The sequence below is a fragment of the Acinetobacter sp. NEB149 genome (genome assembly GCF_012516415.1).
GTDB lineage: Bacteria > Pseudomonadota > Gammaproteobacteria > Pseudomonadales > Moraxellaceae > Acinetobacter > Acinetobacter lwoffii_V.
Window position 1 is genome coordinate 646,627 of the sequence record NZ_CP051208.1, and the last position, 23,086, is coordinate 669,712.

Here is a 23,086-nt window from a genome sequence, read left to right on the forward strand (position 1 = left end):
AAAAAACCTCTCATTTGAGAGGTTTTTTTTAACTGATGTACTTATTCTGCCGAACTTATGTCATCATATTCACCATCAAGAAGATTTTAAGATGAGCTTAGGCATACGCAATGAGTAACATCGTTATTTGTATGAAATGGGGAACCAAATACGGTTCGGAATACGTCAATCGTTTATACAATATGGTTAAACGACATACGACAGTCGACTTTAAAATGGTCTGTCTGACGGATCGTACTGAAGGCATTGATCCTGCAGTACAATGTTTCCCTATTCCACCTCTGGCATTGCCTGAAGGTGCGCCTGAGCGTGGCTGGAACAAGCTGTCCACTTTTGAGCCTGATCTGTATGGTTTGGAAGGCAATGCACTCTTCCTCGATCTTGACGTGGTGATTGTCGATAATATCGATGAGTTCTTTACCTATCCGGGTGACTTCCTGATTATTCATGACTGGAAACGTCCTTGGCGTATTACCGGTAACAGTTCGGTTTATCGGTTTAAACTGGGTGCTTTCCCAGGTCTGTTACCTTATTTCCGTGAACATTTTGATGAAATTCGTCAAAAATTCCGTAATGAGCAAGCCTATTTGTCTTGGTATGTAGACCGTGAAGGTAAACAGACGTATTGGCCAGAAAGCTGGTGCAAGAGCTATAAATATCACTGCCTGCAAAAAATTCCGATGGCTTATTTTAAGCCGCCTGTGAAGCCTGAAGGTGCCAAAATCATTGTTTTTCATGGCGAGATTAATCCGCCAGATGCAGTGAATGGTGGTGGTGGTAAATGGTATCGTTATGTGTTGCCATCGCAGTGGATTAAGGACGCTTGGCAGTAAGTTATAGAGTTTATTCAAGCTAATTGTTGATTAGAAGTATTATGGAAAAAATAGATTTTGTTATTGCGTGGGTCGATGGCAATGATGTAAAGCATCGACTTAAAAGGCAACAGTTTCAATCTACTAATATCGTAAAAGGTTCAGCAGAAGAAACTCGATTTGCTAGTAATGATGAAATCTATTTTTCAATTGCTTCAATTCTTAAATATGTTCCCTATTTTGGAACAATTTATATTATTACGGATGAACAGCAGCCTGCACATATTCATGATTTTTTCGAACAGGGATTATGTGCTCCTGAGCAGATAAAAATAATTGATCATAGAACAATATTTGCTGGTCATGAGCAATACTTGCCTACATTTAATTCTTTAAGTATTGAAACTATGCTTTGGAATATTCCAGGGTTATCAAAGTATTTTATTTATTTGAATGATGATTTCTTCTTTAATGCCTCATCTGAATTAGATGATTTTTTAGTTGGTGACCAGATAAAAGTCTATGGACATTGGGAAAATAACTCCTTAATTAAAGCAAAATTTAATCTACGTAAAGGTCTTAATAAATATTTTGGTAAACCTTTACAGCCTAAATATACAATTGCTCAAATGCTTAGTGCTGAATTATGTGGATTTAATAAATATTATGAAATTCATCATCGTCCCCATATATTGGATCGTGATGTACTACAAAATTATTTTCAAAAATACCCTACAACATTAGCTCAACAGATTAGGCATCGTTTTAGAAGTGCTTTTCAGTTTTTACCCGTAGGACTTAATAATCATTTAAAAATTCAGGCTAATGAAGCAGTTCTATACGATGATATTAATATTGCTTATTTAAAAAATGAAGCATTGCTATCTTTATTTTTAGAAAACTTAAATAATACCACTATTAAATTTGGTTGTATTCAAAGTTTGGATCAATTTGATCCAAAAGAAGCAGAAAAGGTATCTTTTGCTTTAATTGCTAAATTTAAAAACTATTTACCTCTATCTATTCAGCATTAAGAGTTAATCATGAAAGTTGTAACTTATTTAATTAATTTAGACGGAAGTGATGAGCGTCTAGCTGCAGCAACTCAGCAGCTTAATAGTGTGAGCTGGAGGTTTGAACGTTTTGCTGCTTATGATGGTCGGGGTAAAGCACTCTCTGAATTCATAAATTATAATGACGATCAAACTAATAAGGTATTAGGTCGTAGTTTAATGAATTCCGAGTTAGGTTGTTATTTAAGTCATTATGGATGCGCTGAAAAATTTTTAGCCACTGATGCAGATTATTTAGTGGTTCTGGAAGATGACCTTAAAATTAATAGTGACTTTAAGATTAAAATTGACAGCATCATTGAATATTTGCACCAACATCAAGATTTAAACTGGTATCTTATTAATATTGCTGCAAAAAAGAAAAAACTAGCAAAAGATATTACGCAAATAGGGGATATAAGTCTATGGCATGCTTTTTATTTCCCAATTCGTGGCTTAGGGTTAATCTGGTCGCGGCAGGGAGCACAGTCTTTTGTTGAGGTAGGCAAAACTATAAATATGCCGGTTGATATCTTCTTCCAGTCTTGGTTAAGTCAAAATGGCAAAGGTTTAGGGATTTGGCCACCACTAGTGAAGCCAGCAGGGGTCGATAGTGATATTTTGGGAACGGTTGCTACTCAGGGGATTTCTCGTAAAGCACTTGAAAATAGAAGCAGCTCCTATGGCTTTAAAAAGCAGAAGCGTATGTGGCGTGATCGTTATCATGCACTAAAATATCTGCTAAATTCTTAAAATTCATCGAATATCTTAATAATTGAATATTTATCATTAAAGGAATAAATCAATGAGCATGTTGGAAATAATTTAGATGAAAATATTTAAAAAACTTATTATATGCTTAAGTTTTATATCATGTATTTTTACAAGATTAGAGGCACGAATTTAAAAATTCATAATTACGCAAATATGATTACGCTTAATCCAAAGCCAGAAGAAGTTAAAATACCTAAGCTGATTTGGCTGTATTGGGAGGGGGATGTACCATTATTTGTGGAAAAATGCATAGAAAATATAAAGCTAATAAATGCAAATTATGAGGTTCATTTTTTAACACCAACAACTGTTGATCAATTTATACAGATAGATTTTGATTCTTTAAATATTCATCTACCTCAGCATAAAGCTGATTTAATCAGATTTAAATTACTTTATGTTTATGGAGGAATCTGGTTAGATGCAAGTATTATCGTTTATGAAATTTAGATTGGATTCAAGAGTTGGTTTCTCAAAATCAGACCGAAAGTTTTGCCTATTATCGTAAAAAAAACACTACCAATATTGATTCTCCAGTCATCGAGAATTGGCTTTTAGCAACGGCTCCTAACAATAGGTTTTTTAAAGATTGGTTTGATGAGTTGGTGAACGCCATGCAGGTTGGCCCTAAAACATATATCAATGAAATTAAACGTACTGTGCCAAATTATGAGAGAATATTTCAAAAGATTAGTAATTTAGAGTACCTGATTTCCTATGTGGTGTGTCAGGTGATTATGCTGAAAGCATTGCCTAGTATTACTTTAATTGATTGTGATCAAAATGCCTTTTACTATCAGGTAAAAATAAATGGGTCAAAGAAAAAACATTAATTGAAATGGCAATCAATCATCATTCAGGTGAATACCCTAAATTGATTAAATTTGCCGGTAAAGAGCGTAAACATATAGGCGAATTTTATGAAAAAGGAATGTATTTTCAAGATTCACTGCTAGATTTCCATGATGATCAGAGTAAAACCTTATCTTAACGCTCTATCAGGTTGGATGATCTGAACCACTTAGAGGATGGTGTCTTGTTCGAGCGTTAATTTATTAAATGATTTGATAAGACTATGGGGTGAAAGATTATAAACAGACACTTTTTGACTTTCAAAGAAATAGGCTGCTGTTTCAAATGCCGCTATGATTGATTGGGTGTGCTGGTTTAATAAGGTAGGTTGTTTTGCATCTAAAGTTTCATAAAATCGTGGTAGGTCGAAGTTATTCATATCCACACCTGCAATATAGATATGTTGGTAATTTAATCCTGACATAATCTGTAATGCGGTATAAGCCACGGTATAGTAGTCAAATACTGTGTCATACATGTGTGTAGAAAAGCCAAAACCATTGTAGAAGTAATTACTCTTAACTTTTTCATCAACATGAATAGTGTTTCCCATAAAAAGTTCATTTTTACAGTTACTCGTGATTTCAATAATTTTAAATTGGCAACGAATCTGTTCGATTTTTACTTTTCTTAGAATATAGTCTAAGCAACGTGCGGTGGTGAAAAAATTGCATGCTGTGTCTAAAACCCGCTCAACGAGATCAAAACGATTTTGTACAAAATCATGATCAATAATGACATAGTGTTGAAAAGTGACCTCATTCAAAGCGATTGCTCCATTGACGCCAATATAGTCCAGTTTCTCATATTTAAAAAATTTATCAGGAATCTTTTTAATCGATGGTCCTGTTGCGATCAGCATACATTTTGAATGTTTATTCTTTAAGTTAAGCGTATGGTCTGCAATTAAGGTATTCCTAAAAAAAACTTGATCAATTTGACCCGATGCATTACGAACCACACGGTAAAAAGGCCAATAGCGTCTGTTGTGTTTGTAAGTACTCGGTTTTAAAAGTTTATAGGTATATTTTGTCAAATTTCGAACGAAATGGTTGAAAATTAAACCACACATATTCTTGTCTCTTTCATAGCTTATTTCTATGAGTTATATCAAGTTTATTTGAGAATAATCTAATTGATAAGATGATTCAGTTGCTTAGAGGGTTAATGATCTAAATTAAATGAATCACGCTTGGTTTTAAACTTGCTCAGGAGCCTCTTAAACCAAGGCTGGGATGTTTCTGACCGAGTAATGTTATTGCCCGAGTATTTTTTTTGAGATGCTTTGTGAAATTTTCCGTAGGGTGTAATTGTATAGTCCTCAAGTTGGTATCCGGCAGAAAGGGCTTCGTGATAGTATTGGTCAAAAAGTGTTGTCAGGTCCGCTCGGGGGTGAGGAATAATTTCGCCATCAAACCAATGTGTTGAATTATTGTGTTGAAGACGAGGAATTGAATATTTGTGACTAAACTGGGTGCCCATATCGGAATAATGCAAAATTTTAATCTCGTTGATACTTAGATTTTCACCATCGATGCAATTAAAATGATCATTATAAGCTTGAACCAATGACGGTTCTTTTTGAATTTGTCTCATCAGACTTTGATGACTGGCAGGGTTACTTTTTAATTCCTCAATTCTAGGAAGAAAATGTTTGGCCTTTTCACAATCCCAGACACAAGTGCATAAACGGGCTGAGCTTCCCCCCCCTTGGCTGCCACAATAGCATTGGCTTCAATAGGATGTTCCCAGAGTAGTGCAAGATCATCGAGTACAATGACATCTGTATCCATGTAAATGGCTTTACCTTGAAATTGACAATACTCTGGAATAGCCCACCGAAATCCGGAAAAAGGTGTCGCCCAGTTTTCTGTTCTCCATCCTTGATTCGATTTCGGATCAGAATACCAATAGCTAGAAGGATCACGCGAAAGTTGCATCCAAATAATTTCTACAGGCTGCTGGGTATGTTTTTTAATGCTGTAGTCTAAAACCATCATTTGTTCTAAATCACAGTTGTTTGGGTCACAGCCTATAAAAATTTTGATTGTTTTGAGACTCATTTTTATCAATTATTTTGTGATATGATAATGTATATTAAAACAAAGACTATATAAAAACAAAGACTACATAAGATTTACTATGTTTTTTTATTTATTCTATTATAATTAAAACTTAAATAAAATAATCGAATTTATTTCAATGACTTCTTTGGTTTTTAAATAAATTACAATAACTTATGTGTATTATATTGTTATATAATTACGAAAAAATTTAAAATTATAGTTTTTTATCACACTTTTATCTATGATTTTAAACTTAAATTGGTAGAAAATTAAAAGGATTCTTAATGTTGACAGTTTTTGGTTTTCATACAGATGATAAACTATATACGAAGCATGCTCAAATTTTAGCTGAATCAGCAAAAAAATTTAATATTCATATTCTATTAAAGCAATTTTCAAAAGATGACTGGCAAACCATTATTGCATTTAAGCCTGTGTTTATTTCGCAAATGCGTCGTGAAACTCATGGCCCACTTTTATTTGTTGATGCTGATGCTATAATTCTTGAGGATATCCGGCCATACTTCAATGCAATTGAAGAAGATATTGCAGTACATTACATAGATAATAAGCGTTTAATTAGTAGTACTATTTTTATAAATGACACTAAAAATGCACATTCTCTGATGGATGAATGGGAGAAGCGTATGTTGCAAAATCCAACTATTTGGGATCAGATTATTTTACAAAACTTGGTTGATGAGTGGCATGATGCAGGCCTTATTACATTAAAAAAGCTACCACCAAACTATACATTTATTTTTGATACATCTCGTAATTTATATGGGGATAAGATTCAACCTAGTATTGAACAATTACAAGCAAGTAGAGATAAGCGTTGGATACAGAAATATGAGCAAAGAAATTCAATTTATCAATGGATAATGCGTTCTTCTCTACTGTCAAAAAGTACTAAAAAGATTGTTAAACGACATAATGAAGTTAATGCACGAACAACAAAGTTAGGAATTGATATTAAGTTAACTTTAAGTGATTTAATTGAATAATTAAAATTTATTGATAAATATTACTTTCATCAATTATTTTCCTAAACCTTTTATACCCCCACAAATACTGTTCCGGAGCGACATTAATCATGCGCTCCATTTCTTTATTTAAGGTATCAACCGACAATTGTAAATCTTTAGATAAAATATCATTTGATAATTTAGTCACGTAAATATCATAGCCGGAAAAATCTTCACGTCTTAAACAACTAAGCCCAACTACTGAACATTGTGTTTTGGCTGCCAGTTTGGAAAGTAAGGTAGAAGATAGCGCATTTTGATTGTAGAAAAGTGAGTAGATACCACCACTTTCTTTAGGTACATGATCCGGCAATATTGCAGAAAAACCACCCTGTTTTAAATGCTTAAATAAAGCACGTACACCAGAATCATCTGTAGGAACCAGTGTGGCATTCAGGCGTTGCCGAGCTTCAAGCATAAAACGGTCAATATCCTGATTCTTACTGGGCTTGTACATAATTACAGGGGAGGTGTGCTGATTTACCCAGACATTTAAAAGCTCCCACGTACCAAAATGAGGCACCACTGCCAAGCAGCCATGAGGATTTTGCAAAGCTTTCAGGAAAATATCTTCGCCCTGCACATCTTGAATCAAAGACAGCGCATAGTCTGGTGATGATCCCCAAATCTTGACTGATTCTGCATACGTCATGCACTGACTTTTCAGGCTGCTTTTGGTCAAATCAGCCCGTTCAGCTTCCGAAAGTTCAGGATAGGCAGAGGCCAAGTTAATCTCGGTCACTCGGCGTGCAGAAGAATGGCTGAGATACAAAAGAGATCCAGCCAGTTGCGCAAGATTTTGAATGAATCTTAGTGGAAGCTTGGAGAAATTTTTGAGTAGGGTGTACATGGTATCCAGATGGTCAGATTATAGGTCTTTGTCCGGATTGCCCTTCAGCACCATATAAATCAAACCTACAAAAATCAGCAGGGCACCTAAAATACTGCTCAGGCAAAAATACACAATACGATCATTGGTATCGAGGTTGAACAGATTGTTGGCAAGGATATAGCGCATGAACAGCCATTGAACCACTGAAAATACAATAAGCATAATGCTGCGATTACGAACTGCAGGACGCATAGCCATTGCTAATTACCTTAGATTAAAAACTGTGGCTATTATGCCACTGTTCCAGATACGACTCAATCTTACAAAAAAAGCCCCGCACGAGGCAGAGCTTTTTCACTTAATACTTCAAGAATTATTCTTGAGATTCAGCTTTTGGTTTTTCACGTAAGCGAATACCAAGGTCACGCAGTTGATTTGATTCAACTGGAGCAGGTGCTTGCGTTAATGGACATTCAGCAGTCTTGGTTTTCGGGAATGCAATGACGTCACGAATAGAAGCACCACCAGTCATGAGCATCACCAGACGGTCAAGACCAAATGCCAAACCACCATGCGGAGGAGCACCGTAACGTAATGCATTTAATAAGAAGCTGAATTTCTCTTCTGCTTCTTCTTCGCCAATACCTAATGCTTCAAAGATCGCTTTTTGCATTTCAAGGTTATGAATACGCAGTGAACCACCACCGATTTCAGTACCGTTCAATACCATATCGTAAGCAACAGATAATGCTGCACCTGGGTTGTTCTTCACTTCTTCAACGCTTGATTTTGGTAGCGTGAATGGGTGGTGAACAGAGGTCCATTTGCCATCATCAGTTTCTTCGAACATTGGGAAATCAACAACCCAAAGTGGCGCCCACTCACAAGTTGATAATTTAAGGTCATGACCGATCTTCACACGAAGCGCGCCCATGGCATCGTTAACAACTTTCGCTTTGTCTGCACCGAAGAATACGATGTCGCCATTTTCAGCGCCAACACGTTTCAATAGATCAAGCACGATTGGCTCGATGAATTTCACGATTGGAGATTGAAGACCTTCGATACCTTTTTCAAGTTCGTTGACTTTGATGTAAGCCAAACCGCGTGCACCGTAGATGCCTACAAATTTGGTGTATTCATCAATCGCGCTACGTGGAAGTGAACCCGCACCCGGTACGCGAAGCGCAACGATACGGCCTTTAGGATCTTTTGCAGGACCTGCGAATACTTTGAACTCAACGTCTTGCATCAAGTCTGCAACGTCAACCAGTTTCAACGGAATACGCATATCTGGTTTGTCAGACGCATAGTCACGCATTGCATCGTTGTATGTCATGCGTGGGAATTTATCAAACTCTACGTTTAGAAGTTCTTTGAACATCTTCACGGTTAAAGTTTCCATTAAATCCATGATGTCATCGTCACTCATGAACGATGTTTCAACGTCGATTTGGGTGAATTCTGGCTGACGATCCGCACGCAAGTCTTCATCACGGAAACATTTCGCGATTTGGTAGTAACGATCGATACCACCCACCATCAACAACTGTTTGAACAGCTGTGGAGACTGTGGAAGTGCGTAGAAGCTACCGTTAGATACACGGCTAGGCACTAAATAGTCACGCGCGCCTTCAGGTGTTGCACGTGTCAAAATTGGTGTTTCAACGTCTAGGAAACCATTGTCTTCGAAGTAGTTACGAATCAGGTTGGTCAATTTAGAACGGAAACGTAAACGATCTAGCATTTCTGGACGACGGATGTCCAGGAAACGATATTTCAAACGAATTTCTTCAGAAATATTGGTGTTTTCGTCATTTAAAGGGAATGGCGGAGTTTCAGACTGAGCAAGAACTTCAATTTCTTTACCAAGAACTTCGATTTGACCGCTCACCATATTGGCATTTTCTGTGCCTTCATAACGGCGACGCACACGGCCTGTAATTTTTAATACAAATTCTGAACGTACTTTATCAGCAGTTGCGAATGCTTCAGGAGTATCTGGGTCAATAACCACTTGAACAAGACCATCACGGTCACGCATGTCAAGGAAGATTACACCCCCGTGGTCACGGCGACGGTGTACCCAACCGCATAATGTTACGGTTTGGTCAATTTGAGCTTCGGTTAAAGAACCGCAGTAATGAGTTCGCATCATAGCGTTAGAAATCCAACTATATGGGTTAAGGTCAGCGAATACGTAAACAGCGTACCGCTTTGAGTAAAGGTAGGATTATGCCTCTTTGGGCATGTTGTCACAAGAACTTGGGTCAAAAACAATATCATTTTAAAGTGAATAGGGGCAAAGCCAGTGCTTTGTTTAACCCATCCTGCGATATCTATCTAAAAATAAAAACAATAAACAGCCCAGACTAAAGGTGATCAGAAAGCCTTGGCTAAATTCATTAATAGAGCGACCAGTAAAATAATAGAGGTCCGATTGCCAGACTTCTGTAGAGATATAGCGTGCATAATCCCAGACCGAAAATAGGCCGGTAAATATAGAAAAGAGCAATAAGCCCCAGGCAAAGGATTTGATTTTCACACTGACTGCAAGATATTGCTGATGAGTTTTATAGTAATGCAGGCTCATCCACAGGATAAGAGGCAAGACAATCACTGAGGTGCCAATCTGTAAAATCCGGTGCAGCGGATAACTTTGTCCAAACAACTGAAAATGTTGGGCTAAGACTTCATGAAAGGCAAAAGTTCGAAAATCGACGTGGGTTAGTCCATCCCAGATTAAATGGGTGGCTGTACCAATGATGAGTGCCAGACACATCATCAGGATGAATTTTAGTGCTGAAAGGATATTGTGAATCTTTAAATCATGCTGAATACCGATGAAACGGTAAATCACGGGCCGGTAAATCAGGTACCAGACGGCGCAAAAAGCCAGACCAATCCAGAGATCCGGATGAATCAGCGAAGACCATAAATGGGTAATATTAGAATTTTTGTGGGTAAAAAGACGATACAGATCGGGAACCATGCTGCCAATGGCTAGCGCAGCAACAGGGAGTCTATGCCCAGTTAAATATGAAATAGGTGGAGCAAGCACAGCATGCGATAAGGTAAAGGGCATAAAGATAATGTTTTAATGTAATCAAAAATATTCAAAGAACATTCTAATAAAATATAGCACTGAGTATCGTAAAGGATTGCAAAAATAATGAAATGTTATATTATAACATTCATCCAGATTACTGAATTTGAGCTTCGGTCATGTCCTCCCCTAAGAATCTAATAACATTGTCAATTTTTGCTGTAGTTGCGCCTACAGTATTTGCAGAGCAATCCCCATCTTCTATCCCTGTTCAGACCATGGACACGATTCAGGTGCAAGCTCATCCATTGGTGCAGACTGCAGCAGATTTTGCAGTTGCAGATCATTTCGTGGATCAGAAAGCACTGTCTGAACGCGCCCCCACCATTGGTGATGCCTTGGCAGATGAGCTTGGTGTTTATTCTAATCAATATGGTTCAGGCTCAAGCCGTCCGGTGATTCGGGGTCAAGATGGTCCACGTGTGAAAGTGTTGCAGCATGCGTCTGAAACAGCGGATGTGTCCACTTTGTCTCCTGACCATGCTGTCACCGTTGATCCGATTCTGGCGAAACAGGTCGAAGTGATTCGCGGTCCATCGACCTTGCTTTATGGTGCCGGTACAGTTGGTGGGTTGGTGAATGTCACTGATCAAAAAATCCCAACTCAAATGCCTGAAGATGGTTTGGAAGGTACAGTCGGCCTGCGTTATAACAGCGGCAGTGATGAAAAACTGGCAAGTGCTGGTGTAACAGCAGGTATTGGTGAAAACTTTGCTTTGCGTGTAGAAGGCTCAAAGCGTAACGCCAATGATTATATTGCACCTGATTATTTTCATGAGCATGATGACGAATTAGAAAAAGAACGTCGTGTGGGCAATACTTTTGCTGAAGGGCAAACGGTCAATATTGGCGGATCATGGATTCATGATCGTGGTTTTGTTGGTTTGTCTTATAGTAACCGTCAGGATCAGTATGGTTTGCCAGGTCATAGTCATGAATATCATGGCTGTGAAATTCATGGCGATCATTTTCACTGTCCAAAACCGGGTGAAGATGAGCACGATCATGAAGAAACCGCGGGTCCTTGGGTAGATTTAAAGTCTGAGCGTTATGATGTCCGTACCGAACTTGAACAGCCTTTTGCCGGTTTTGAAAAGTTACGTGCGCATGCCAGCTTTACCGATTATGAACATGATGAACTGGAAGAAAATGCAGTCATCAGTAACTTTAAAAGCAAGGGCTATGATGCACGTTTAGAACTGGTGCATGTTCCTGTCGCAGGTTGGGAGGGGGTGATTGGAACCCAGCTTTCACAGCAAAAAATTAATTTATCCGCTCCAGAAGCACATGGTCATGCAGAGCACGATCATGAAGGACATGAGCATGATCATGGTGAGCATGCGAGTCATAATCATGATGTGCTGATGGCAGACACCAAAACCCAGAAATACAGCTTATTTGCTTTGGAACATAAACAGATCGGTGATGTACATGTGGAACTTGGAGCACGTGTCGATCATCAAAAAGTAACAGTAGACTCGGAACAGAAAGATTATTCCGGTACGGGTCTTTCCGCATCTGCGGCTGCGAATTGGGAGTTTGCACCGAGTTACAAACTGTCTGTAGTCGGATCACATCAACAGCGTTTGCCTCTAGCGCAAGAGCTGTATGCTGATGGTTTGCATTTTGCGACCAATACCTATGAACTCGGTAATCCTGATCTCGATAAAGAAACCTCAAATAATCTCGAATTAGGTCTGCATTATGAAGGGGATAAACTGGATTACCATGTGCATGTCTATCACAACTGGTTTGATGATTATATCTATGGCGAAACGGTAGCGCAGAAAGGTAATTTACGTGGCGTGCAATATACCCAAGACAAAGCTAGATTTTATGGTACAGAAGCACAAGCCGGTTATCAGATCAATGATATGTATAAAGTCAGCGTCTTTGGGGACTATGTGCGTGGCAAGATTGAAGCTGAGAATGCACCACGTGTACCTGCAGGTCGCTTAGGCACCAAAGTAGAAGCAGACTTTGCCGATGGCTGGTCAGGTTTGGCTGAGTATTATCATGTCTTTAATCAGGACAAGATCGCCAGCTATGAAGATGAAACCCAAGGCTACAATATGGTGAATGTTGGCTTAAGCTATGCCAATAGCCTTGCAGATAACAATGCTTATCGGGTTTATTTCAAGGCCAATAACCTGCTTGATGATCAGGTGTATTCACATACTTCCTTCCTGTCGAATATTCCGCAGGTGGGTCGCAACTTTACCGTCGGCGTACAGTATGATTTCTAACAGGTCTACTGAAATAATCGACTAAATCATCTAGATCTCACTGAAAGCTACTTGAAAAATCATAAGATAAAACCTAGCCTGAGTATATTGGGTTAGGTTTTTTCTTATGCGTATCTTTCAACAAATTCACAATAAATTAAACTGGTCGAATCGCCATTATGTGGCTTTGATCATTAGTATGCTGGCCGTGGGTTATCTGGCTTCGGCGATCTACCACACGTATAAGCCTTTGCCGGAAGGTCTGAATTACACAGGCAAACTGCGTCATGCCGAAGTCAAATTTCTGGCCGATCAGACTTATCTGGATGCAGAAGGAAAACAGCATTTAGATCATCGCATTTTTAATGAAATGCTGAAAATGATTGAAGAGGCCAAATCGCTGATTGTGCTGGATATGTTTTTATTTAATCAGCAAACCGGTGCATCTATGCAGCAGCATCAGGCACTGAGTCAACAGCTGAGTGATGCTTTAATCAGTAAGCGCCTGCTGCAGCCTGAGGTGGAAATCAAGTTTATTACCGATCCGATCAATTCAGTTTATGGCGGGATTAGATCCGAGCAGTATCGGGCATTACGTCAGCATGGCATTGATGTGATTGAAACCAATCTGACGCCATTGCGAGCCTCCAATCCAAGCTGGTCCGGCTTCTGGTATATCTGTTGCCAGGGCATTGGCAATAATCCGGAAACAGGCTGGTTGCCGAATCCGTTTGGCCCAGAAAAAATTACCCTGCGTAGTTATTTTGATTTGTTTAACTTTAAAGCCAATCATCGCAAAACCATGGTGGTGGATACCGATCAAGGCTGGAAAGCACTGGTCACGTCCATGAACCCGCATGATGGCAGTTCGCGGCATTCCAATATTGGCTTATTGGTTTGGGGCAGTACAGCTGTGGATATTCTGAAAACAGAACTGTCTGTGGGCATGATGTCACAAGCGAATATGCCAGCCATTGTCGCTGGGGATTTTCAGGCAGACAGCAGACAGCCACAAGCTCAGGTGCTGACTGAAAAAGCCATTTATGATGCAATTCTGAATCTGATTCAGACGGCGAAAGCCAATGAGCAGATTGATCTGGCAATGTTTTATCTGTCTGAGCGCAAGATTATCAAAAGTCTAATTGCAGCCCATGAACGCGGTGTCAAAGTCCGGATTTTACTCGACCCAAATAAAGATGCCTTTGGCCGTGAAAAGAATGGAATTCCAAACCGGCAGGTGGCTTCAGAATTGTACGAGGCGGGTATAAATGTACGTTGGTGTCATACTCAGGGTGAGCAATGTCATAGCAAAATACTAATGAAGCGCAATACTCAGCAAGCTGAAATGATTTTAGGTTCGGCTAATTTTACGGTGCGCAATTTGAAAAACTATAATCTGGAAACCAATATGCGTGTACTAGGCCAGCCTCAGGCCGAAGTCTTCCGGGATGCCCAGCAATATTTTGAGGGTGCATGGTCAAATCTAAATGGCCGCTCTATGAGTGTGGACTACACGCAATATGCAGAAAACTCGTTCTTTAAATATTGGCTGTATCGTTTTATGGAATGGAGCGGCTGGTCGACGTTTTGATTTTAAATCCCTCCTGACCTCCCTTTTTTAAAAGGGAGGAAAGTCCCTCTTTGAAAAAGAGGGATTTAGGGAGATTTTTTATTATCAGCTTTTTGATTCTGGATTTGGCGGAACCAGCTGATCCAGCTCTTTATCCGTTAATTGATCCAGCTCAGAAATATCGGTTTTAATTTTCCATTGCGCTTCATCATCGACCGGATTTGGCAAACGCGCTTCTAACCAGTCACAAACCACATCTGGCGGGAAATCTGCGTGATTACACTGGATCACCCAAGACAGGAAATCTTTGGCTATACCATTCATATATGGCGGTGGAGAAACTGGAAGGAACTGAGTTGGAAGACGTTCATTTTTAGAAATATAGTTCAGGACATGACCTAGTTCTTGCACAGTTTGCCAAGCCAGCGGATGATCTACATTGATCTGAAACTTAAACCACCATGCCTGTTTGCCATCTGAACCATAGCTATCAATCCGTTCTTTCTGAACACTCGGCACTTTAGAAAAATATTCATGTAAACGATCGAAATTTAAATCAGACACAGTATTCAACTCGAAACATTAAAAAAGCAATTTTAGCATAAAGCAGCAGCCTGCCGACGCGCCTGTCAGATTGAAAATAGGCGAGCGCATTACAAAAAATTGCAGCTCCAGCGAGCTTATCCATATTTTCTGCATCTATTTTGTTTAAAATATAAGCAGATTATTCGGAGGAAGCTCAAATGAGAATCGTACTATCGAGTGCAATATTGGCTGCATTGCTATTAGGAGCTTCTGCACAAAGTATGGCTGGCAATGCTTGGGTGGGTTATGGTGGTGTAGATCGATCCACACCGAATTATCGCAGCGCTCCACGATCTTATGATCCACCACGGCAGCATTATCCGCAACGTCCGCTGCCACCAAGACCACATTACCCGCAACGACCACCATATTGGGGCTATCCACCTGCACAGAGTCAAAGTGGATTAAACATTCAGTATCAGGCACCGACCACTATTTATCAAAATTCGAATAGTTATAGCTGGGTCAATGGTGATCCGAATGTTGCCCGGATTGAAAGTTCGAGATATACGGTAATTACCGATTGGCAGCGTTTAGGGTTACCAGCACCACCGCGTGGCAGCTACTGGATTTATGAAAACGGACGCTATGTGCTGGTGCCGAATCGTTAAACTGCTCTAAACTCTGAACGGATAATTCAGTTATAAACGTCAATAACTCAAAAAGACCAAAATAGTTCCCTCTCCTGTGAGGAGATGAGATACCGTCTTGGTAGTCAATCAGGTTTTGAAATAAATCTCCCAAAACCCTAAACGAGGCTTAAGTATTACTTTAAGCTGAAGTGCAAAAAAAAGAGGGCTTAAAAGACTATGCCAATTCATCATCTTCTGGACGCGGTGTTTTGCCAAGGGGTAATGGCTTTTCACTATGTTTGTCACGAATCACGGATGGATAAGTCCATGAGGCATAGCGCACCACTAATATCGCAAAGGCCAGAATCAGAATCGAACCGGTAATAATCACCAGATCCATGCTGGCTTTATGCGTGTGTTGAATATCTGCAATCAGCAAACGGGTCAGTGCAGTAATGGCAATATAAATCAGGAAACGTACTGGCATATGGTTGGTTTTGAAATAGATGCCGACCATGGCACCAAGTTCCAGATAAATAAACAACAGAAGAATGTCGTCAATGGTGGCGAACTGTTTGACGGTCAGAATGTCAATGACGGTATGGCCAGCGGACCAGATCACCATACAGCCAATAATAAACAGCGCAATATAATGAAAGCTTTCTACAGCAAGATTGCCAAGACGGTCGAGGAGGGCTTCAAATTTTTCAATTTTCGGACGTGATTTAGACATATTATCCTCCTGATTTTTCATGTGAAATAAAGATAGTTGCAGAATAACGTGCAAAGATCATGCACAGAATGATTGAATGAAAAATAAAGATTAAATTATTTGAACTTTTGCGCTTTTTTTAGACTAAATTGCTATATTGTATGGGTGGTAACATTGAATAAATAGGAGAAAAAAGTGTTAGATAAAATTCAAACAAAAATTAGCCAATTAGAAGCCGGAAAAAAATTAATCCTCGGCGTAGGTATTAAGGCTGAAGATATGCAAAAGGTGGTGGAACTCTGCGAGTCTTTAGAGTCAGAGGGGAATATCAAAATTGTGAATAAACATCTGAATCCGAAGAGCAATAATCAGCCGGATACCTTACTGATTCAAAAAGTTTAATTGTTGCATTTTCATAAATAAACGCCTGCTGATGCAGGCGTTTTTTATTGCAGATTTTCAGCTTAAGCTTGAGTCGTGAAATAATCTTCAGAGAAGTTCATGATGACGTCAGAACCTGATTTCACTTTAGTAATGCGTAATGCCAGTTCAGGCAGAATGCGTTGTACAAAATAACGTGCCAGAGCGAGTTTATTTTGATAGAACTCACCTTCTTTATTTTTCGCTGCATTGGCAATGCGCGCAAACATATAAGAGAAACTCAACAGACCTACAGCGTGCAGATAGTCGACTGCGGTCGCATTCGAAAAGTCATGACTTTCTCTTGCTGCTTCCAGAATATACTGAGTCACTGATTCAACTTCAGTCGCTGCATCCAGTGTGGCATCTTTAATGAAGTTCAGGTCTGCATCCAGACTATTGGCAAAGTCACGGATTTCAGAGATATATTCAGAGATATATTCGCCGCCACATTTAATGGTTTTACGGCCGATCAAATCTTGTGACTGTACGCCGTTGGTGCCTTCATAGATCTGGGAAATACGCAGGTCACGGATACATTGCTCCAAGCCCCATTCACGGATATAGCCATGACCACCGAAGACCATTTGTGCATCTAAGGTTGCCTGGAATGCGGTATCGGTCAGATACGCTTTCGCGATTGGTGTTAATAGCGCAACGCGGTCATTGGCTTTTTTCACCGCTTCAGGATCAGTAGAGAATTTGGTGATATCCAGTTGCTGACCTACATAAACTGCAAAGGCACGCGAAGCTTCATTGTTGGCACGCACATTCAGCAGCATACGGCGTACATCACCATGTACCAGAATACTGTCTGCAGGTTTGTTTGGTGATTGAACGCCAGCCGCACTACGACCCTGTAAACGGTCTGTCGCATATTGCGCAGCATTTTGGTAAGCAAACTCAGAAGCGCCTAGGCCTTGAATACCCATCGATAGACGTTCGTAGTTCATCATCACGAACATCGCAGCCAGACCCTCGTTTTCTTTACCAACCAGATAACCTTTCGCACCGTCAAAGTTCATCACACAAGTCGCAGATGCCTTGATGCCCATCTTGTGTTCGATTGAACCTGGGCCGACCGGATTGCGTTCGCCGATAGAGCCATCTTCATTGACCAGGAATTTAGGTACGATGAATAGGGAAATACCACGAGAGCCAGCAGGCGCATCTGGGGTTTTCGCTAGAACGAGGTGAATAATGTTTTCAGCCAGATCATGATCACCACCCGTGATGAAAATCTTGGTGCCGCTGATGCTATAAGTGCCGTCTTCATTACGTTCAGCTTTGGTCTTGATAATACCCAGATCAGTACCGGCGTGTGGTTCAGTTAAGCACATGGTGCCTGACCATTCGCCCGAATAAATTTTAGGTAAATAGGTTTCTTTTTGTGCTTGTGAAGCGTAGCTGTTCAGCGCCATGCCCGCACCAACAGAAAGCAGTGGATACAGCATGAAAGACGGGTTGGTCGCAAACAGCATTTCATCAGAAAGTACCGTTAGCATTTTCGGCATTTCCTGGCCGCCCCATTCCATATCTGCGCCCAAACCAATCCAGCCGCCTTCTGCATATTGTTTGAACGCTTCTTTAAAGCCAGCAGGTGTGGTCACATTGCCATTTTCAATTTTTGCGCCTTCTTCATCACCTGTACGGTTCAGTGGAAGCATGACGTTTTGCGAAAATTTTGCCATTTCTTCAAGAATCGCTTCTGCTGTCGCAGCATCCAGATGCGCTAGATTTTCATTGGCCTGCCAGAATTGTTCTGCATTGAAGACATCGTTCAGGATGAATTTCATATCGGCAAGTGGCGCGTTATAAATTGGCATGGTGTGTCACCTGTTTATTGTTTGATTAAATGAGTTTTAATCAGTCTAAAACACTCAAAATCTGAATGTTAGACGACTAAAGGTTAATTCTGTAACTCTTTATAAAGAAAAAGGACTGCCTGTTGATTGACCGTCCTTTTTCTGAAATGTAGCTAGTCTCAGACTAACTTAGAATGCAAAGTGTTCCGCATCCAGGTTCATCAATGGCTCTACACCTGTCGCAATCACTTCAACGTGTGAACGAACGCGTGGCAGGATTTTCTTGAAGTAGAAGCGTGCTGTCGTCACTTTGGCATTGTAGAAATCAACCTCAGTGGTGCCCGCAGCCAGTTGCTCCTGAGCAACCAATGCCATACGTGCCCATAGGTAAGCTAGAGTGACATAACCAGAGAAGTAGAGGTAATCGACTGCAGCCGCACCCACTTCTTCAGGGTTTTGCATCGCGCGCATACCAATCTGCATGGTCAGATCGCCCCATTCTTTGTTCAAGGCAGCCAATGGTTCAACGAATTCTTTCATTGCAGCATTGTCTTTGTGCGCTTCAGCAAATTTATGGATGATCTTGGTGAAGTCTTTCAACATTGCACCTTGCGTACCCAATACTTTACGGCCTAACAAGTCTAGTGCCTGAATTTCAGTGGTACCTTCGTACAGGCAAGCAATACGTGTATCACGTACGATCTGCTCCATACCGTGCTCAGAAATAAAGCCATGACCACCGAATACCTGAACACCGTGTTTCGCAGCTTCAGAACCGGTTTCAGTCAGGAATGCTTTTGCGATTGGTGTTAGCAATGACAGGATGTTGTCTGCAAATTTACGGTCTGCTTCTTCTGCAGCATGTTCAACCACGTCAGCATATTGTGCTAACAGGTAAACCAGTGCACGACCACCTTCTGCATATGCTTTTTGAGTTAAAAGCATGTTACGTACCGCAGGATGCACAATGATTGGATCTGCTTCTTTTTCAGGTGCTTTAGGACCAGAAAGAGAGCGCATTGCCAGACGATCTTTTGCGTATGCAAGCGCGCCTTGGAATGAACCTTCAGATGCTGCAAGACCTTGAACTGCTGTACCGATACGTGCTGTGTTCATGAACGTGAACATGCAGTTCAAGCCGCGGTTTTCAGGTCCAATCAGGAAGCCTTTAGCATTGTCAAAGTTGATGACACAAGTCGCGTTACCATGGATACCCATCTTGTGTTCGATCGAACCACAACGTACGCCGTTACGCTCGCCAATAGAACCGTCAGCATTCAGGTTGAATTTTGGCACGATGAATAATGAGATACCTTTGGTACCTTTCGGTGCACCTGGCAGACGAGCAAGTACGATATGGATAATGTTCTCTGCCATGTCGTGTTCACCAGCAGAGATAAAGATCTTCTCGCCAGAGATTGCGTAGCTACCGTCCGCTTGTGGTTCAGCTTTAGTACGGATAATACCCAAGTCAGAACCCGCATGAGATTCAGTTAAGCACATGGTACCCGTCCATTCACCTGAAACCAGTTTAGGCAGGTAAGCGTCTTTTTGTTCAGCTGAACCATGATGTTCTAAAGTACGAACCGCACCGTGAGACAGGCCAGGGTACATGCCCCATGCCCAGTTCGCAGTACCCACCATTTCAGAAATCGCGATACCTAAAGAGTTCGGTAAGCCTTGACCGCCGTATTGTTCTTCAGCAGAAAGAGAAGGGAAGCCAAGCTCGATGTATTTTTGGTACGCTTCTTTAAAGCCAGTCGGAGTCGTAACAACGCCGTCATTCCAGGTACAGCCTTCACGGTCACCGGTCTGGTTGATCGGAGACAATTCGTTTTCACAGAAGTCAGCCGCAGCTTCTAAGTACTGATCTACCAGCTCACGGCTTACGTTTTCTTGGAATGCAGGGAGATTTGCATAGTGTTGTTCAGCATTTAATAATTCATGCAACACAAATTGCATATCACGTAAAGGCGCTTTGTATTGTGGCATATCGGTTTCCTCAATACTGGTTGAACCAGCGTTATAATCTTAGATGAACTAAAACCTGTCTTCACTGACACGGTTTGGAATGATCTAATCGTGCAACAACTTCCCCTGCGGTACAAGCTTTTCGGGGTGTTTTCTTGGTGACTGTAAAGTCAAAGATTAATCTGCATGACGCATTAAAGGTCTTGAGTATAAAGACTTTAGCCATATTCTGCAGGAAACGAATAGTCAACTGTATGCATGAAAGAGCACGCAATAAAAAAGCACCCGAAGGTGCTAGTCGTGAAGCCTTGATTCCTATGCATTAATAGGTAGAGGCTGTGGGCTGGAAACGGACATGACATTTGCCATTGATAGTTTGTTCGCTCATCTTGATCTGTGCAGCAGTCCCGTCTTTTTTGCCTTGACAGGCTTGCAGCATGGCTCGTTGATGTGCCTGATGTTGAGCGAGGCGCTGATCAAACTGTTTAGTCAATTCTGCACGTTTGGCATCCGTCAAGACTTCACCGTGCATCATGCCTCTACGCATATCAGCACGCATTGGACGATGCTCAGCTTTCATGTCGCGATGGCTTTTCATCTCTTTACGATCTGCTTTAAAGACCATCTTGCAGGTGCCGTCTATGGTTTTATCGCCAGTCTTGATTTGAACGGCCGAGCCCACAGCTTTATTGTCGCAGGCCTGTTGAAGCTGTTTGGCAAACTGCATGCGTTCTGCACGCTTTGCCTTAAACTGCTCACGCTGTTCGGGAGTTAGATGCTGTTTTTTGCCTTCATGATGTTTCATCATGTGGGGATGATCATTGCTTGGCACATTGCTGGTGGATTGACAGGCAGTCAACGCACCCATTGATAAAACACTTGCACTGATTAAAGCTATTTTTGTCATGGTTTGCATTGTATTTATCCCCGTCAAGAAGCTGATTCTATGTCAGATAAAGATTAAACAATAAAGATGAAGAAACAATGAAGAGTTTTTTGCTGCGGTGTTCGCTACAATAATGAATATAGAAGAAAAATTGAGATTTTAGTTTTGAACATTCGCCGTATTCCCATTGCATTACGTCTATTTTTGACCGTGCTGTTGACCACGTTGGTCATTACCACAGTGAGCCTGGGTGTATTGCATCTGAATATGCAGCGTAATTTCGCCCGTTATGTCGCCGATGTCGAAATGCAGAAGCTGGATTATGTGATTGAAAATCTGGCAGATGTCTATGCGGTCTATCAGGACTGGGGCAACGCGATTCAGGCACAGATTCTCCAGATGGAAGGTGAAGCCGCACCAGATGATTATGACCGATTATCACGCTGGTGGCTGCGCCGTCAGTATGATATTGCCTTGCAGCAGCGTTATTTTCAGGAACAGACCCTGGCTCAAGTGGCACCGAGTATGGTGGATCCAGAGTTACCACAACGTCAGGTCAATGAAGAAGAGTTACGGGTGCTGGCATCTAATTTGCCGTCCCAGTTTCAGCCCTTTGAAGGCTTAAAATTCCCGCTCAGTTCCAATCAGAATCTGTTCAGAACCGATCGCAAGAATGGTGAACAGCCAGCACAGCAACCGACTGGCAAAAAACAGTTTATCCAGATGCCGGACCGTCTTGGTCTCAGTTCACGTCTTTCTCTATATGATGCCAAGCGTCGTTTTGTGGTCGGTGAGGCTTCGGATGAGCAGGTCTCTTATCGCCCAATTATGGTGAATAACCAGATTGTCGGCTATTTGGGCTTAAAACCGGTTCTGGATCAGGATGATGCCTTAAGTATCAATTTCTTTAGTAACCAGAAGCGTTATTTATTTCTGGTTTATGCACTCAGTATTTTGGCGAGTCTGATTGCGTCCCTGTTATTGGCGACTTATTTCAAAAAGCCGATTCAACGGCTGCTCAATGGCACACGTGCCTTGACCCAAGGAAATTATCAATATCAGGTTAAAGTGAACCGGAATGATGAATTAGGTGATTTATCCAATGAATTAAATGCATTGGCGGTGATTCTGGATCAGCATGAAACCTCACGCCGTCAGTGGGTGGCAGATACTTCGCATGAGTTAAAAACCCCATTGGCAGTGTTGCAAGCACAGATTGAAGCGATGCAGGACGGAATCCGTAAACCAACGCCTGAACATTTTGCTTCCATGTTGGCTCAGGTGAATAGCCTGAAAAAACTGACCCAAGATCTGGCCGCGCTGGCACAGGTCGATGCCCAGCAATTACAATTCTATTTTTCGACGGTGAATCCGTGGGAGGTGGTGCAGCAGGAACTCATCAACTTCCAGCCGAATTTTGAGCAGGCTGAATTGACGGTCAATGCAGACGGTGAGGGGACTGAGTTAAATCTGGATCTGGATCGTTTTAAACAGATTGTGGCGAACTTGCTCAGTAACAGTATTCGCTATACTGAAGCAGGCGGGCAGGTGCATATTCATACGACACAAGATGATAAAGAATGGACCTTATATATCGATGATAGTCCGTTTGGTCTGACTGATGAACAACTGGCGCGTATTGGTGAGCGTTTCTACCGTGTCGATGATTCGCGTACCCGAGCGACTGGCGGAACCGGACTGGGTTTGGCATTATCATGTAAAATTACGCAGGCGCTGGGCGGCAGCTTAAGCTTTGCACATTCACCACTGGGTGGTTTACGATGCAAGCTGAGCTTTCCTAAACAAATGAAACCATGA

19 protein-coding genes and 2 pseudogenes are annotated in these 23,086 nt (G+C 41.1%); 10 read left to right on the top strand and 11 right to left on the bottom strand.

The features are described from left to right. The first annotated feature begins 110 nt into the window (after positions 1 to 110). From HGD77_RS03020 to HGD77_RS03035, 4 genes and pseudogenes are all read left to right on the top strand, one after another. Complete coding sequence (locus HGD77_RS03020; RefSeq protein WP_004278328.1) at positions 111 to 833, top strand: glycosyl transferase; 723 nt, start codon at positions 111 to 113, stop codon at positions 831 to 833. 41 nt (positions 834 to 874) lie between these two features. Next, complete coding sequence (locus tag HGD77_RS03025; protein WP_004278327.1) at positions 875 to 1,846, top strand: Stealth CR1 domain-containing protein; 972 nt, start codon at positions 875 to 877, stop codon at positions 1,844 to 1,846. 9 nt (positions 1,847 to 1,855) lie between these two features. After that, positions 1,856 to 2,617, top strand: a complete 762-nt coding sequence (locus tag HGD77_RS03030; protein ID WP_004278326.1) for a glycosyltransferase family 25 protein — start codon at positions 1,856 to 1,858, stop codon at positions 2,615 to 2,617. Positions 2,618 to 2,693: 76 nt separating this feature from the next. Continuing rightward, a pseudogene (locus HGD77_RS03035) lies at positions 2,694 to 3,629 on the top strand (glycosyltransferase family 32 protein). 30 nt (positions 3,630 to 3,659) lie between these two features. Here the strand turns inward: HGD77_RS03035 and HGD77_RS03040 are convergent. Next, the gene (locus HGD77_RS03040) at positions 3,660 to 4,562 is read right to left on the bottom strand and encodes a hypothetical protein (protein ID WP_004782138.1); all 903 of its coding nucleotides are present in this window, start codon (positions 4,560 to 4,562) and stop codon (positions 3,660 to 3,662) included. Between the two features lie 92 nt (positions 4,563 to 4,654). Further along, positions 4,655 to 5,553, bottom strand: a pseudogene (locus tag HGD77_RS03045) (glycosyltransferase). A 287-nt stretch (positions 5,554 to 5,840) separates the two neighbouring features. On the opposite strand from HGD77_RS03045, the gene HGD77_RS03050 reads away from it, so the two are divergent. Next, positions 5,841 to 6,563: a putative nucleotide-diphospho-sugar transferase gene (locus tag HGD77_RS03050; RefSeq protein WP_004278321.1), complete on the top strand. Its 723-nt coding sequence runs from the start codon at positions 5,841 to 5,843 to the stop codon at positions 6,561 to 6,563. A 7-nt stretch (positions 6,564 to 6,570) separates the two neighbouring features. Here the strand turns inward: HGD77_RS03050 and HGD77_RS03055 are convergent, their stop codons facing one another. The 4 genes from HGD77_RS03055 to HGD77_RS03070 all read right to left on the bottom strand — a co-directional run bounded on the left by HGD77_RS03055 (position 6,571) and on the right by HGD77_RS03070 (position 10,501). Beyond that, positions 6,571 to 7,434 carry a lysophospholipid acyltransferase family protein gene (locus tag HGD77_RS03055; RefSeq protein ID WP_004782143.1) on the bottom strand — a complete coding sequence of 288 codons (864 nt, stop codon included), beginning with the start codon at positions 7,432 to 7,434 and terminating at the stop codon, positions 6,571 to 6,573. Positions 7,435 to 7,452: 18 nt separating this feature from the next. Further along, positions 7,453 to 7,674, bottom strand: coding sequence for a hypothetical protein (locus HGD77_RS03060; RefSeq protein WP_004278319.1), 222 nt, complete (start codon positions 7,672 to 7,674; stop codon positions 7,453 to 7,455). 115 nt (positions 7,675 to 7,789) lie between these two features. Further along, complete coding sequence (aspS, locus tag HGD77_RS03065; protein ID WP_005103279.1) at positions 7,790 to 9,574, bottom strand: aspartate--tRNA ligase; 1,785 nt, start codon at positions 9,572 to 9,574, stop codon at positions 7,790 to 7,792. Positions 9,575 to 9,736: 162 nt separating this feature from the next. After that, positions 9,737 to 10,501, bottom strand: a complete 765-nt coding sequence (locus tag HGD77_RS03070) for a DUF4184 family protein (RefSeq protein WP_168730665.1) — start codon at positions 10,499 to 10,501, stop codon at positions 9,737 to 9,739. Between the two features lie 140 nt (positions 10,502 to 10,641). On the opposite strand from HGD77_RS03070, the gene znuD reads away from it, so the two are divergent. Then, positions 10,642 to 12,768, top strand: a complete 2,127-nt coding sequence (gene znuD, locus HGD77_RS03075) for a zinc piracy TonB-dependent receptor ZnuD (RefSeq protein ID WP_168730666.1) — start codon at positions 10,642 to 10,644, stop codon at positions 12,766 to 12,768. A 106-nt stretch (positions 12,769 to 12,874) separates the two neighbouring features. Then, on the top strand, positions 12,875 to 14,338 hold the full coding sequence (locus tag HGD77_RS03080) for a phospholipase D-like domain-containing protein (protein WP_168730667.1): 1,464 nt from the start codon (positions 12,875 to 12,877) through the stop codon (positions 14,336 to 14,338). Between the two features lie 84 nt (positions 14,339 to 14,422). Here HGD77_RS03080 and HGD77_RS03085 read toward each other — a convergent pair whose 3' ends face one another. After that, on the bottom strand, positions 14,423 to 14,881 hold the full coding sequence (locus HGD77_RS03085) for a hypothetical protein (RefSeq protein ID WP_004732999.1): 459 nt from the start codon (positions 14,879 to 14,881) through the stop codon (positions 14,423 to 14,425). A gap of 179 nt (positions 14,882 to 15,060) precedes the next feature. Here HGD77_RS03085 and HGD77_RS03090 point away from each other — a divergent pair, with 179 nt between their 5' ends. After that, on the top strand, positions 15,061 to 15,513 hold the full coding sequence (locus tag HGD77_RS03090; RefSeq protein WP_005103287.1) for an RcnB family protein: 453 nt from the start codon (positions 15,061 to 15,063) through the stop codon (positions 15,511 to 15,513). Between the two features lie 196 nt (positions 15,514 to 15,709). Here the strand turns inward: HGD77_RS03090 and HGD77_RS03095 are convergent, their stop codons facing one another. Further along, on the bottom strand, positions 15,710 to 16,207 hold the full coding sequence (locus HGD77_RS03095; RefSeq protein WP_004647497.1) for a phosphate-starvation-inducible protein PsiE: 498 nt from the start codon (positions 16,205 to 16,207) through the stop codon (positions 15,710 to 15,712). Between the two features lie 174 nt (positions 16,208 to 16,381). Between HGD77_RS03095 and HGD77_RS03100 the strand changes: the two genes are divergently transcribed. Beyond that, positions 16,382 to 16,588: a hypothetical protein gene (locus HGD77_RS03100; protein ID WP_004278311.1), complete on the top strand. Its 207-nt coding sequence runs from the start codon at positions 16,382 to 16,384 to the stop codon at positions 16,586 to 16,588. Between the two features lie 62 nt (positions 16,589 to 16,650). On the opposite strand, the gene HGD77_RS03105 is transcribed toward HGD77_RS03100, so the two are convergent. From HGD77_RS03105 to HGD77_RS03115, 3 genes are all read right to left on the bottom strand, one after another. Next, complete coding sequence (locus tag HGD77_RS03105) at positions 16,651 to 18,432, bottom strand: acyl-CoA dehydrogenase C-terminal domain-containing protein (protein WP_168730668.1); 1,782 nt, start codon at positions 18,430 to 18,432, stop codon at positions 16,651 to 16,653. A gap of 168 nt (positions 18,433 to 18,600) precedes the next feature. After that, on the bottom strand, positions 18,601 to 20,403 hold the full coding sequence (locus HGD77_RS03110) for an acyl-CoA dehydrogenase C-terminal domain-containing protein (protein WP_004278309.1): 1,803 nt from the start codon (positions 20,401 to 20,403) through the stop codon (positions 18,601 to 18,603). 301 nt (positions 20,404 to 20,704) lie between these two features. Beyond that, positions 20,705 to 21,298 carry a hypothetical protein gene (locus HGD77_RS03115; RefSeq protein ID WP_138743080.1) on the bottom strand — a complete coding sequence of 198 codons (594 nt, stop codon included), beginning with the start codon at positions 21,296 to 21,298 and terminating at the stop codon, positions 20,705 to 20,707. A 135-nt stretch (positions 21,299 to 21,433) separates the two neighbouring features. Between HGD77_RS03115 and baeS the strand changes: the two genes are divergently transcribed. Then, positions 21,434 to 23,086 carry a sensor histidine kinase efflux regulator BaeS gene (baeS, locus tag HGD77_RS03120; protein WP_168730669.1) on the top strand — a complete coding sequence of 551 codons (1,653 nt, stop codon included), beginning with the start codon at positions 21,434 to 21,436 and terminating at the stop codon, positions 23,084 to 23,086.

What these genes read in the sequence shown, in the direction of transcription:
- HGD77_RS03020 (WP_004278328.1), top strand. Translation starts at nt 111, where the DNA reads ATGAGTAACATCGTTATTTGTATGAAATGGGGAACCAAATACGGTTCG.
- HGD77_RS03025 (WP_004278327.1), top strand. Translation starts at nt 875, where the DNA reads ATGGAAAAAATAGATTTTGTTATTGCGTGGGTCGATGGCAATGATGTA.
- HGD77_RS03030 (WP_004278326.1), top strand. Translation starts at nt 1,856, where the DNA reads ATGAAAGTTGTAACTTATTTAATTAATTTAGACGGAAGTGATGAGCGT.
- HGD77_RS03040 (WP_004782138.1), bottom strand. Translation starts at nt 4,562, where the DNA reads ATGTGTGGTTTAATTTTCAACCATTTCGTTCGAAATTTGACAAAATAT.
- HGD77_RS03050 (WP_004278321.1), top strand. Translation starts at nt 5,841, where the DNA reads ATGTTGACAGTTTTTGGTTTTCATACAGATGATAAACTATATACGAAG.
- HGD77_RS03055 (WP_004782143.1), bottom strand. Translation starts at nt 7,434, where the DNA reads ATGTACACCCTACTCAAAAATTTCTCCAAGCTTCCACTAAGATTCATT.
- HGD77_RS03060 (WP_004278319.1), bottom strand. Translation starts at nt 7,674, where the DNA reads ATGGCTATGCGTCCTGCAGTTCGTAATCGCAGCATTATGCTTATTGTA.
- aspS (WP_005103279.1), bottom strand. Translation starts at nt 9,574, where the DNA reads ATGATGCGAACTCATTACTGCGGTTCTTTAACCGAAGCTCAAATTGAC.
- HGD77_RS03070 (WP_168730665.1), bottom strand. Translation starts at nt 10,501, where the DNA reads ATGCCCTTTACCTTATCGCATGCTGTGCTTGCTCCACCTATTTCATAT.
- znuD (WP_168730666.1), top strand. Translation starts at nt 10,642, where the DNA reads ATGTCCTCCCCTAAGAATCTAATAACATTGTCAATTTTTGCTGTAGTT.
- HGD77_RS03080 (WP_168730667.1), top strand. Translation starts at nt 12,875, where the DNA reads ATGCGTATCTTTCAACAAATTCACAATAAATTAAACTGGTCGAATCGC.
- HGD77_RS03090 (WP_005103287.1), top strand. Translation starts at nt 15,061, where the DNA reads ATGAGAATCGTACTATCGAGTGCAATATTGGCTGCATTGCTATTAGGA.
- HGD77_RS03095 (WP_004647497.1), bottom strand. Translation starts at nt 16,207, where the DNA reads ATGTCTAAATCACGTCCGAAAATTGAAAAATTTGAAGCCCTCCTCGAC.
- HGD77_RS03105 (WP_168730668.1), bottom strand. Translation starts at nt 18,432, where the DNA reads ATGCCAATTTATAACGCGCCACTTGCCGATATGAAATTCATCCTGAAC.
- HGD77_RS03110 (WP_004278309.1), bottom strand. Translation starts at nt 20,403, where the DNA reads ATGCCACAATACAAAGCGCCTTTACGTGATATGCAATTTGTGTTGCAT.
- HGD77_RS03115 (WP_138743080.1), bottom strand. Translation starts at nt 21,298, where the DNA reads ATGCAAACCATGACAAAAATAGCTTTAATCAGTGCAAGTGTTTTATCA.